Genomic DNA, 12,267 nt, shown 5'->3' on the forward strand with positions numbered 1-12,267 from the left:
ACGCGGAGCCGAGCGCTACGATTGCGCATTCCGGGCGCACGCGCCCGGGGATTCCGATCTGATGCGCCCACCCATTCAGATTTTTTGGCCCACTGATGCTGGGTTATCAGCCCACCCCTCTGACGTGTTGCTGCGAGGCGATCTGTAGCCCGCTACCTTGCGGTTCGCCCTGGCTGACATGGGGCGGCAACGAAGAAGGCAAGGAGTTCGTCTCGGGAGTAGGCAACTTCGGCAACGCCATGTGCTTCGAGAATGTCGAGAAATCTATCTTGACTGCTGGCTTCATGTCGCCCGGTCACATGATAAAAACCAACAAGGGCGCCTTTGACACGCTGGCTACGGAAATGGCCAGTTATGCGGTTGAACCATCCTGGCGAAACCTAACATGCCTGATGGGTGGTGCTATCATGGGCGGTTTCCGTCGGAAGGACTTCTGAGGTCAGTATTCCATAGCCACGGTGCGTTGCACTCTTTGACTCCATCGCCAATTTGGCGGTGGGGTTCGAGGTTAAGGGAGTCACTCGACCAGAGATCGCTTCACATAACACCCCTTCAGCGTCGTTCTCACTTTGTTATAGCGCTGCCAGTCACCCAGTGGCTGCAGAAAACTGCCATTCGAGACGCGGTTCGGCGACGACCGCAGTGCGGACAAAGCGCTCCATCGCTATGGTTGCACCAATGGCGGCTTTAGGAGTTGACACAACAAAGTGGCAATCGGATCTCAGCAACACTGAGCTTGAACGGCGTTATGGCACCACATAAGGATAGATGGCGGACGCAGGCTATGCGACTAAATTCCCATCTAACACTGTTAAGAAATCTATATCTTACAGATATTTAAGCTTTCTGAAAAGCCGGTTAAAGCCTCTAGTATTTTACGGACCGCTAAGTTGATTGGAAACGAGGCGAGGGTCCTATGCTGAGTTCTGTTTTTTTACCCGTTTTGGCCGGCGTCCTTTTTGAACTTGGATATCTGTGGTCTTCATTCCTTCCGAGTCCCGAAGGTGTTTTGGCCATTTCAGCCAACAATGCCCAATACTTGGCCCCTGCCTGCATTGCCGCACTAAGGTTTTTGCACAGAGGCCCCGATAGCTCTCAGGGACCAATTGCACCGGTTTTGAATGTAAGGGCAGATCCCGAATGTCTTTTACAGCGTAGGAAGAACACTCTCCCAGGGTTGGATGACATGTTGGTTGATCGGCTCTTCCTTCGCACCCAGGCCGCTCGCAGTGGCGGACACCTGGTTCGGCAGCCCACCTCCATGATCACAGCGAGAATTGGATAGCAAATGTCGAAGCCCAAGGGTGATGCAACGTCTGTACTGGCCAAATTTAGCGAAAGGTTTGGCCTGGTGCAAAAGCACGTCATTACCATCCCACCTGCAAACAGCAAAACTCGTCCAATCAATCAATCATTCGGTGCGGGTCAGAACAGCAATTCCAAGGCCAAAAAGGAGCCAAACATGTCGTTGGATATCTCTAAACTAAGCGAAATCAAAGGTCTTTTAGGAGCGTGCCTAGTCGACAGTGACACGGGCCTAGTCCTAGGCACTGAGGGTGGTTCAAAGTTTGATCTTGAAACTGCAGGCGCTGCGAATGTTGAAGTCGTTCGCGCCAAGCTTCAGGCAATCGAAGCGCTGAAACTTAACGATACCATAGAAGACATTCTGATCACGCTTGGTAAACAGTTTCATTTGGTCCGCCCGCTGGACAAAAACCCAAACATCTTTGTGTACGTTGCGTTAGACAAGAAGACGGCCAATCTGGGCCTTGCCCGGCTCCAGGTGAAAGCCGTCGAAGAAACGTTGAGCCTTTAGTCTGCAACGATTTGCCAAATGGACTTAGCCATCACGTTATGGCTGGGTTCCCTAAACCGCGCATTCCAAACTGCAGCAAGCGAATCCAGTTTTTAGGTCGGAGGGTCTAAAGTGAAAATACTCGTCGCAGAAGACGACAAAAAGACCGCCGACTTTGTCAACGCTGGACTAAGATCAAACGGTTTTAGTGTGGAGTGGTATGAAGATGGTCGGGATGCCTTGTCATATTGTCTATACAATGAATGTGCGGCCATAATTCTGGACCGCATGTTGCCGGGCATGGATGGTCTTTCAGTTCTCAAGGCGCTGAGGGCAGCAAACAGACAGACCCCAGTTCTGTTTCTCACATCAATAGGAGACGTACAGGACAGAGTTGAAGGCCTGACTGAAGGTGCAGATGACTACCTCGTTAAGCCTTTTCATTTCTCAGAACTACTGGCGCGTTTAAACAGCATTATCAGGCGACACTCTTCCGGAGCGTCAACTACCGAGCTCCGTGTCCACGATCTATCAATGGATTTGCTCAGCAGGGTCGTCAAACGGCAAGATAAGACAATTGAATTGCTGCCACGCGAATTTGCGCTGTTGGAAGTTTTGATGCGCAATACTGGGCGGGTGGTGACACGCACCATGCTTCTGGAGCAGGTTTGGGACTATAATTTTGACCCGAACTCGAGCATAATTGAAACATACATCAGTCGTCTGAGATCGAAGATAGACAAGCCTTTCGAGACGCCGCTTCTGCACACGTCTCGGAACGTTGGATACAGCCTTCATGGGCCGCGCTAGCATTGTCGCGGGTGCTCCGTTCCGGACAGCATGTTTTGCCGCATTGATTGTCTGGATCATCACCGCTGTTTTTGGATATGCAGCCTATCTGGCGCTGGAAGACAAGCTCCGCTCTGACCTCAAACAACAAATCCTCGATGAAGAGTTGTTGCTTCATGAGATATTGCGGGAAGGCGGCGCAAATGCAGTTCAGCGGGCGATTGAACATTTAAATTACCCCAATCGAACCAAGCTTCATGTAATCGCGCTGTTCGACGAAAGCGGTTCAGCACTCGCTGGATCAATTGCAAAAGTGCCTGATACGAACGGATGGCACGAAGTGGATCCGGATTTTGTTCAATTCGGTGGGACCGCCCCTGTCTATATGCTTCATGCGTCCGAGTATCTTGCGTATCGCACTGTAATCGCTCGTAGCATGACATCGCTTAGTCAAGCTTTGACAACACTTTGGGAAGGGTTATTGCTCCTCACGCTTGCCACCACCCTAACTGTATTGGGTCTTGGCTACTACTTCAGCTCTCAAAACTATCGGAAACTAAAGTGGGTTGAGCGCACTCTCGAGCCGCCTGTTCAAGCGAACGGGACTATTCGTCTTCCTGTTTCAGGATCAGGCGATCAATTCGATCGGATTTTCCAATTGGTTAACCGACGTCTTGATTGGATTTCGAGTTTGCTGAATAGCACTCATGCGACTGCCGTTACAGTTGCTCGCGATTTGAAGGCACCTTTAACTAACGGTTTCATTGCTTTGCAACAGGTGTACAGCGAAGTCGAGTATGGTGGCGATCCGAGATCAAGCTTAACCGAACTAGAAAGCAACCTGCAGCGCATCAGAATTGTATTCGACACGATCCTCAAGGTCTCGCGGATTGAGGAAGGAAGGCAACAGAAGAGCTTTGAAACCGTGAACCTGAGTGCACTCGTCGAGGGTGTCGCTCAGGCGTTATATCCAGTTGGTATCGAAGCAGGCAAACACATCTCAGCCGATTACAACGCCGACACGATGTTAGTCCGGGGCGACGAAAACATGCTGCAGCAGCTGCTCGTCAACCTCGTGAACAACTCGCTCCGGTATTGCCCCTCTGGATCTTGGATCAGGATTTCCCTGACTGCCAAGCCTGATGCGATTGAGCTGATTGTGACAGACAATGGTCCAGGGGTTCCGGAACCTCAAATCAGCAAAATTTTTGACGCGTTTTTCCGGGCGGACGGCACAAGAAAAGAAGCCGGAAATGGGCTCGGCTTATCGCTAGTTAAAGCCGTTGCAATGCGCCACGGCGCAATAGTCACTGCGGAAAACAATGAACCTGGCCTACGGGTGTGCGTGAGCTTTGGGAAACCTCCCATCGCGGCCTGAACACAGGTCAATGAACTGTACCGCTCAAAATTCAAACCTCCAATCGGACCACTCAAACCACAAAACTCAACCTTTTGATCGGAAAAACAATGACGAAGTTTACAATACTCCTGATGACAATCTTGCCTGCAGCTACAGCGTTCGCGGACGAAACAGAATACCGATGCACGTCAGAAACAAATGATGAAGTCATTCAGATCTTTCAGGATACTGATCTCTCAGAGGCGCGCCTGATCGTACAGAACACAGAAGGCATGGCCTCCGTAGCGCACGGACTGGACGGCGTAACATTCATCCACATCAAGACCGACGAAGTTTGGACCTTGGCGCTTCATTTTCCAACGATGACCTATGAGTTGTCCACACATGGTGCCACATCGACTGAGGATCACGGTCATTGCACAAAAAATGGGTGATTAACATAAGTTACTCAATGATCAATCGAGCAGACGCGACAACTTTTCAAAAACGTAAGGTTGATGAAAGCCTGATGGCAAGGACACGTTGGAGAAGAGGCCGTTCGGGTTGGAACTGAACCTGCATACTCGACTGAGGAAGCACTCGTAACCCTCCTGAAGGGTGTCACCGGTACCGTGAGGACACGGACCACTCACTCGTAAGCAAGCTTCCCTCAGTCAAAGCAGCGCTCCCCTCCTCCCCCTCGGAAGGGGGCGCTGCAAATTCATCAAAACCAACGTTCTTTTTCTCCCTGCATCAGATGAACACCACCGCACAACTTTTTGACGTCGGCCGGACATGCTCCACTGCCAGAGGTTACGAGGATGTCAGCACGTTGTTCTTATTGTGCTTCGCAGGTGCTAAATCACCAATGATGCAACAAATTCATCCAAATTCCCCATTCTTCCATTGGTTTTTAGGCTAAAAACCTCGGATCACACGCTTGACTGGTTAGGAAAGTTCTTCTGCCAGCCATTTAACTTGCGGTCGCCACTCTAGTCGGATGAAACACCAATGAAACGCTCAAACATTGTATCTGGAGCAGCATTTACTACAGCGTTGTATGCAGCTGTAGTAATTCTCCTTTCAGTTACAGCGTTGGCCTTTTTGACGTTCGAAAGAATTCGTGGCGATTTGCAACGGGAAATGGACTCATTGTTGATCGATGAAATGCGGTTCATTCAGGAAATACTGGATGACAACGACAACGATTCCGATGTTGTTCAAGCAATAGATGACGCTACGCTCTGGTTGCCGTTCGACACCAGTTTGATTGGCTTGTTCGATAATCAGGGGAAGCGTCTGGCGGGAAACATCGACGAATATCCGTCCTTTAGAGGATGGGGAGAAATCGAAGACGATGGTATAGATCTGGGTGGGGAAAAACGGGTCCACCGTGTCAACGTACAAACCTACCGTGGATTTGTAATTGTGGTTGGTCGCGATCTTGCCTTTGTGAAAAGCACACTTCGTTCGCTGACGTGGTCTTTGGTTGCAATCGGATTTGGAGCGACGTTGTGCACTTTGTTAGTTGGGTACATCTCCAGCATAAGAACCTATCGCAAACTCGGTCAAATGGCGAAGACGCTTAACAAAGTCTCAAGAGGCGATGTTAAAGCGAGGCTTTCAGTCGGTAAGAACAACGATCAGATAGATCGGATTGCCCGGCTGATGAACGGGCATCTCGACAACCTGACAGCTTTGATGTCCACGACTCGATCGACGGCTGCATCCATTGCGCATGATTTGAAGAACCCGCTAACTCATGCTTATATCGCGCTTCAGGAAGCAAGAGACACGCTACAATCCGATGGTCAGCCTCTGGAGCTGATCGACAATATTCAGTCTGAACTTGACCGTCTAAAATGGACCTTTGAAACTGTTTTGCGGATCAACCGCATCGAAGAAGGTAACAGTCCAAAAGCGTTCAGTTATCTAGATTTGAATAGGCTGGGTCGAGAAGCAGTTGAAACGATGATTCCTCTTGCGGAGGCTAAGGGTCAAAGCCTCAATTTTGTTGAGAACCAATCAGGAAGTACCCTGATCGAAGGCGATGAAGGTATGCTGAAACAACTTTGCGCAAACCTTTTGCAGAACTCGATAGATCACTGCCCAAAGCACTCCAGAGTTCGCCTGCTTATAGAACAAGAAGACGGCATCGTTACGCTTTCGGTGCTTGATGATGGACCCGGCGTTCCCGAAAACACTCTGGGAAAGCTCTTTGTTCCTTTCTATAAGCTTGAAAGCGAACGAAACAGTGTTGGAAACGGTTTAGGTCTGGCGCTAGTGAAGGCTATCGCAGATCATCATTCGGCGCTCATAGCTGCAAAAAACAATTCGCCCGGGTTGACGGTATCGGTTCGTTTCAACGTCGCGTAGCAACCGATCAAGTATTGTCTTAGCGCCAGGTTTTGTGGCTCTGCAACCCACACATCTAATTGAACTAGCGCTGGCTTGGCTGATTTGTTCGAACTGGTTCGACCCAAATGTATGTACCGGCTGCTGTTCGCAAATGATTTCTAGCATGCTCTCGGAAGCCGGCCATATGTATCCGACCTGACTCAGCCGCCCTGAACGTGCACAGATGGGAGTTATGAGGAACACAAAGAGAAAGCGCTATGCAGTGACCCATCGTTGCGCGGTTTTTGAACTGGAAAGATGCGGGACATAGCTGCCTTCTGCAGTTGGTTTAGGAATGGCAGCTGCGAACAGAGTAGCCAGCATGAAGGCTGTTTCTCATTTCGATTGGCCTGCCCACTGTGATAAAACATCCAGCACACCAACGATGGTCGGATGGGACTTCAGTCGCTTTGGATGGGCAATGCGATACTTACTTGGCAATTCCAATGGCGGGCTATCCAATTGCACGACCCATCCCGACGACAGATCGTCAGCCGCCATCGCCGCTGGGACCAGAGCAGCGCCAAAGCCATGGCGCGCAAATTTCAGGGCAACGCTGCTAGAGCGCACAGACATGCCCAGGTCGCGATTGATGGTTTTGCCCACAGGCAGCACGGATTCCCAGTTCGGGGATGAGGCAAAACCGCTACCCCAGTGTGTATGAATCAAATATCTATCCGGCAATTCCTGCACATATGGGCCGAAACGGTGGATGAAATCCGGGTTGGCAACCGCAATCAGGCTATCGGTAAAGAGATTATGGATCAGAAAATCGCCGTACAGGTCATGGCCAAAGAAAATACGCATGTCGATTTTGTCGCGGGCAAAGTCTATCGGGTCATCGTCAATGCGCACATCAATGGGGGAGTACTTATCTGCGCCCGTCAGCGGGGCGAGTCTGCTGGGCAGCCAAGTCTCCACAACCGAATGAGGCGCGCTTAATACCAGCCGGGTTTTCCTGATCTGTTCGCTTTGCATTTTGGCAGATAGCGCCGCCAAGCTGGCCATGGCCTGGGCGAGCTGCGGATAAGCCGTCTGTCCGGCATCGGTCAGTGACAACCGATTGCCTTGGCGGATGAACAACGCCTTCTGCCAGAATTCTTCCAGCAGCTTCACTTGCTGGCTGACGGCAGGCGAACTCACGCCCAATTCAGCTGCGGCAGCCGTGAATGACCCGGTTCTGGCCGCAGCCTCAAAAGCTTTAAGAGCGTTAAGGGGTGCGTTGAAATTCATGACCACTTCGAAACTTTTTCTTATCTATCATAAATAGAAATACTGTTGATTGGAAAGAGCACGCGGCCTTACCCTTTTGGCAGAACAGAGGGGGACTGGCATGCGCGACCTTATCAATCTGCAAGATTATCCACTGAATCAACCCGGCAGCCCGAACTGGATCGCTCTTGTCAATGATTGCAAGGCCATGCTGGCAAAGGATGGTCTGTTCAATCTTGCAGGTTTTGTAAAAGCAGATGCATTGCCGACGGCTGTGGCGGAACTTAAGCCGATTCTGGAGGCGGAGGCCTTCACCCACGCACGCAAACATAACATCTATTTCAAAAAAGAGATCGAGGAGTTGCCCGCCGATCATCCGGCGCTAACCGAATTTGAAACGTCAAACCGTACGATTTGCGCCGATCAGATGGGCCAGGCAGCGGTGATCCAGCTTTATGAATGGCCGCCTTTCGCGCAATTCCTGGCTGCCGTGATGGACAAATCCGAGCTGTTCACCATGCAAGACCCGTTGGCCCGAGTGAATGTCATGGGCTATCGCGAGGGGCAGGCGTTGAACTGGCATTTTGATCGATCTGAGTTCACCACCACCCTTTTGTTGCAAGCGTCTGAAGCCGGCGGTGAGTTTGAATATGATCAGGACCTGCGCAGCCAAGACGACCCGAACTATGCTGGCGTCTCTGATCTGCTGGAAGGGCGCCGAAGCCCAACACGCATTGCATTGGAACCGGGTACGCTCAATATCTTCAAGGGCAAGAATACTGCACATCGCGTCACTCCCGTGAAGGGTGATCGAGACCGGATCATCGCCGTCTTTTCATACTATGAACGCCCTGGCGTACAGTTCTCTGACCAAGAACGCATCGGCTTTTATGGTCGTGCCACATGAGTCTGGACACCGCCTTAAAAGACGATCGAAAACTCACGTACCTGAACGCCGAAGGCTCAGATAAACCACTTAAGAGCCCGGTCAATGATGATGTTCTCGACCGCGCCCGCGCATACCGTCTGGGCCGATTGCGCGCAGCACTGAACCGGTCAGATTGTGCGGCGCTGTTGCTTTATGATCCCTGCAATATCCGCTACGCTTTTGATTGCTCGAACATGCAGGTCTGGACGTTGCACAACCCGATGCGCTACGCGCTTATCCTCGCGGATGGTCCAGCGATCATGTTCGAATTCAGGGGCTGCCTGCACCAATGCGAGGGCCTGCCGGGTATTGACGAAATCCGGGTCGCTAAGACATGGATGTTCATGGCCTCGGGCGACAAGGTCGGGGCGGCCACGGAAAACTGGGCCGACGAGATTGCTGATCTGATCCGCGAATATGGCGGTGGCAACACACGCATCGCCTGCGACAGGCTGGATGGCAGCGGGGTTCACGCACTTGAAGCGCGGGGGCTGGCCTATGTGGAAGGCACGCAACTGACCGAAATAGCCCGGTCGATCAAATCCGTCGACGAGATTGAATTGATGCGCTGGACCATCCACGTGTGCGAGGCGGGGATGGCCCGGATTTACGACCATTCCTACCCCGGCGCTACGGAACGAGAATTATGGGCGCATCTACACTTTGAGAACGCCCGGTCTGGCGGGGATTGGCTGGAAACCAAACTGCTGACCTGTGGCCCGCGCACTAACCCGTGGTATCAGGAATGTACAGACCGGGTGTGCCGAGAGGGCGAAATGATCTCGTTCGACACCGACATGATCGGGCCCTATGGCTATTGTGCCGATCTGTCACGCTCCTGGACATGCGGATACACCAAAATGAACGACAGGCAGCGGCGGCTTTACGACACCGCGCTGGAGCAAATCCATCACAATCTGGACCTTGTCCGCCCCGGGGTGAGCTTTGATGAATTCAACGAAAATAGCTGGCGCATCCCTGAAGCCCATGTCCCTTACCGATATTCGTTGGCGGTCCATGGTGTGGGCATGGCCGATGAATGGCCGGTGGTACCGCTGCATGTAGACTGGGGTGCAGGTGCGATGTCAGGGCGATTTGAGCCGAGTCAAGTCGTCTGCGTAGAGAGTCTGATCGCCGAAGAAGGCTCTGAAAGCATCAAACTGGAAACACAGATTCTGGTCACAGAAACAGGGGCTGAACGGTTGGACAGTTTCCCATTTGAATAGCCCTGTTTCAAAACCAACTGAACTCGACCTTCACCGGACAAGTCGGAGAACAGCTCTATCGCGACCGGGCACACCTTCCAAAGCTGGTAAAGAAAGTGGCCGTTCAACCGCGGTGCAGCATTGGTTATGATGGGCTCAAACGACCTGTCTGAAATAGTGACGGATAATGAACGGAATGTGCACCAAAAATAGCAGTGTGGTTTGTTTTGTGCTACCGCTTGATTATGGTCCGCTGCGACAAGCTTTGCACCAAAATCGTTGAAAAAAACGCGGGGAGTTCAGGCGACCACGCAGTTGACTTGTTGTTCAAGATCGCGGGCTCATTTCGCAATCAGGCCGCTCAGACGATGCGTATTTGGAAACCTCGTGCGAGATGCAAAACAGGCAACCGGCATATCCAGAAGAGGTTCATCAATGTTTTCACGCGACAAAATCAAATACGAACCCATCGATCTTCCCGATCACCTGGATTATTCGGCGGTTCAAAGCCTTGAGGAGGCCCGTGCTTTCTATGAGCGGATGAAGCGGCGGCACACGGTCAGGGATTACTCAAGTGAGCCTGTTTCTCGCGAAGTTATTGAAGAGTGTATACGCACAGCGGGCACGGCACCCTCAGGAGCCAATCATCAGCCCTGGCACTTTGTGGCTATCTCAGATCCCGGTTTAAAGAAGAAGATCCGTGGAGCTGCCGAAGAAGAAGAGCGGCAGTTTTATGATGGCGGGGGTGGTGATGAATGGCTGAAAGCGCTGGAACCAATCGGCACCAACGACAACAAGCCGCATCTGGAAGACGCCCCATGGTTAATTGTCGTTTTTGCGCAGCGCTGGGGCTATTTCGAGGACGGAACGCGTTTCAAGAACTACTACGTGCCGGAAAGCACGGGCATTGCCTGCGGTTTCCTGCTGGCCGCACTTCATCATGCAGGCCTTGTCACTCTGACGCATACCCCGAACCCGATGAAATTCCTCAATGGAATGTTTGACCGACCGGATAGTGAAAAACCCATCATGATCGTGGCTGCGGGTCATGCCGCGAAGGACGCAAAAGTACCCGCTGTGGCGAAGATCAAGAAGCCACTCGAAGATATCCTGACGATTGCTGATTAGGTGGATCCTAGCCATCTAACATTGAACTCCAACCTTCCCCCACAATCAGGTTGGCCCGCTGCTACGTTATAGGCGGAACGCCTGACAGACGTTGATTTTCGCGGGAACTTACCGCCCATTAACCATCAATTGCGCATTGTCGACTGAACGGAAAGTCTTGGGCGCGGTTATGCGCCGCCATTGATGTCGCCAGCCGCTCGATACTCGGTCTCAAACTTTCGGCCAAGCCAAGTGCCGAAGATGCGAAAGCAGTCGTTTGGATGGCCATGCGAGACAACACCATGCTCGCGTCCCAACTCGGATGTGAAACGTCCTGGTCACAGCATGGGCATGACGGCCAGGTGTGTTTGGCTTGTCCAAATCCCGCTGGCCCACGAAAGGAAAGCGATGGGATAGAGGGCCCGCCGCCATTTGCGATTGAACCCTTCTGTCAAACTTCAAAAAGCAATAGTGGCCACACAGCCGCCATTCGCTGCGTTAGTAGTACCAAGCAGCGTGAACGGCAGCTTTGGCAGAAGCTGTATGCCGCCTGAGCAAAGTCGCGAGCAGCACCGAAGGTCTGGTATGGGCTCAAATGGCTTATTCAGGCTCACTGCAGAGAAAGTCGGCAGCGAGCCCATTTAACCGATGCTGCGCAACGCACGAATGTCGGCTTCATGAAAGACGTATTCCAAACTGCTTCGGGGTTAGGCCAGTCACCGTTTTAAAGGCGCTGATAAAAGCACTCGGCGTTTCAAATCCGACATCGAGCGCAACATTCGTCACAGTTTGACCCTCAGCCAGTTTCTCAATCGCCGTTATCACCCGGGTTTGGCGCCTGAGTTCCCTGAACGTCATCCCCGTTACTTCACGTATTCGTCGTATTAGGTTTCGCTCGGAAAATCCTAACTCCTTTGCCCAGTCCGTAATGGTCTTATGTGACTCTGGGTTCGAACGCAGCGATGCCGCGAGAATGGCAATGCGTTTATCTGCTGGCAGCGGAAGCAAAAGAGCCTCAGTATCAGCGTGTTTGATTTCATGCAGCAATACGAGGGCAAGGGGGCCTTGCAAAACCTGCTCTGCTCCCTCTGCCAAGCGAACCAGAACTTCTCGAAGCAAAGGGGAAATGGAGAGGACCTGCAAATACTCCGGAAAATCGGTATACGCAGGGCTGAGATATGCCGTCCGCATTTTGACAGCACCGTTGCATCGAATTTCATGTTCTGTTTTTGCCGGTATCCACAATGCGCGCCCAACCGGTAGCACCCAAAGCTGTTTTTTTGTGTAAACCCGCATCGTTCCCGAAATCGCGTGAATGAGTTGATGAACGTCATGCGAATGCGGTTCGATGTGGGTTCCGGTCGGATATGTCAAAGCGAACCCGGTCAGACCGGGCTGCCTTGAGCTTGGCATTTTAGGCGTATCTTTTGTCATTATGTCGACAGATTGTAAGAGCATTTCGAGCCATAATCAAAGGGCACTCAACGCTCGGAGA

Annotated in this window: 11 protein-coding genes; 9 read left to right on the forward strand and 2 right to left on the reverse strand. The window is 51.8% G+C overall.

Annotated elements, in window-relative coordinates; genetic code table 11:
• Positions 1-95 precede the first annotated feature (95 nt).
• From GOW16_RS14590 to GOW16_RS14615, 6 genes are all read left to right on the forward strand, one after another.
• The gene (locus GOW16_RS14590; RefSeq protein ID WP_217354632.1) at positions 96-437 is read left to right on the forward strand and encodes a hypothetical protein; all 342 of its coding nucleotides are present in this window, start codon (positions 96-98) and stop codon (positions 435-437) included.
• Between the two features lie 851 nt (positions 438-1,288).
• On the forward strand, positions 1,289-1,816 hold the full coding sequence (locus GOW16_RS14595) for a roadblock/LC7 domain-containing protein (RefSeq protein WP_217354633.1): 528 nt from the start codon (positions 1,289-1,291) through the stop codon (positions 1,814-1,816).
• 111 nt (positions 1,817-1,927) lie between these two features.
• Positions 1,928-2,605: a response regulator gene (locus GOW16_RS14600; protein WP_170416259.1), complete on the forward strand. Its 678-nt coding sequence runs from the start codon at positions 1,928-1,930 to the stop codon at positions 2,603-2,605.
• A complete protein-coding gene (locus tag GOW16_RS14605) occupies positions 2,592-3,962 on the forward strand; it encodes a sensor histidine kinase (RefSeq protein WP_170416262.1) in 1,371 nt (456 codons plus the stop codon). The genes GOW16_RS14600 and GOW16_RS14605 overlap by 14 nt, the downstream gene beginning before the upstream one ends.
• Before the next feature lie 89 nt (positions 3,963-4,051).
• Positions 4,052-4,378, forward strand: a complete 327-nt coding sequence (locus GOW16_RS14610; protein ID WP_170416264.1) for a hypothetical protein — start codon at positions 4,052-4,054, stop codon at positions 4,376-4,378.
• 556 nt (positions 4,379-4,934) lie between these two features.
• A complete protein-coding gene (locus GOW16_RS14615; protein WP_170416266.1) occupies positions 4,935-6,299 on the forward strand; it encodes a HAMP domain-containing sensor histidine kinase in 1,365 nt (454 codons plus the stop codon).
• A gap of 357 nt (positions 6,300-6,656) precedes the next feature.
• On the opposite strand, the gene GOW16_RS14620 is transcribed toward GOW16_RS14615, so the two are convergent.
• Positions 6,657-7,553 (reverse strand): LysR family transcriptional regulator, encoded by an 897-nt coding sequence (locus GOW16_RS14620; RefSeq protein ID WP_170416268.1) that lies wholly within the window; start codon positions 7,551-7,553, stop codon positions 6,657-6,659.
• A 100-nt stretch (positions 7,554-7,653) separates the two neighbouring features.
• Between GOW16_RS14620 and GOW16_RS14625 the strand changes: the two genes are divergently transcribed.
• The 3 genes from GOW16_RS14625 to GOW16_RS14635 all read left to right on the forward strand — a co-directional run bounded on the left by GOW16_RS14625 (position 7,654) and on the right by GOW16_RS14635 (position 10,793).
• The gene (locus GOW16_RS14625; protein ID WP_170416270.1) at positions 7,654-8,439 is read left to right on the forward strand and encodes a HalD/BesD family halogenase; all 786 of its coding nucleotides are present in this window, start codon (positions 7,654-7,656) and stop codon (positions 8,437-8,439) included.
• Positions 8,436-9,686 carry a M24 family metallopeptidase gene (locus GOW16_RS14630; RefSeq protein ID WP_170416272.1) on the forward strand — a complete coding sequence of 417 codons (1,251 nt, stop codon included), beginning with the start codon at positions 8,436-8,438 and terminating at the stop codon, positions 9,684-9,686. The genes GOW16_RS14625 and GOW16_RS14630 overlap by 4 nt, the downstream gene beginning before the upstream one ends.
• A 414-nt stretch (positions 9,687-10,100) precedes the next feature.
• Positions 10,101-10,793 (forward strand): nitroreductase family protein, encoded by a 693-nt coding sequence (locus GOW16_RS14635; protein WP_170416583.1) that lies wholly within the window; start codon positions 10,101-10,103, stop codon positions 10,791-10,793.
• Positions 10,794-11,447: 654 nt separating this feature from the next.
• On the opposite strand, the gene GOW16_RS14640 is transcribed toward GOW16_RS14635, so the two are convergent.
• On the reverse strand, positions 11,448-12,206 hold the full coding sequence (locus tag GOW16_RS14640) for an AraC family transcriptional regulator (RefSeq protein WP_170416274.1): 759 nt from the start codon (positions 12,204-12,206) through the stop codon (positions 11,448-11,450).
• Positions 12,207-12,267 lie beyond the last annotated feature (61 nt).

The sequence above is a fragment of the Ruegeria atlantica genome (assembly GCF_013033965.1).
In the GTDB taxonomy this organism is placed as follows: domain Bacteria; phylum Pseudomonadota; class Alphaproteobacteria; order Rhodobacterales; family Rhodobacteraceae; genus Ruegeria; species Ruegeria atlantica_D.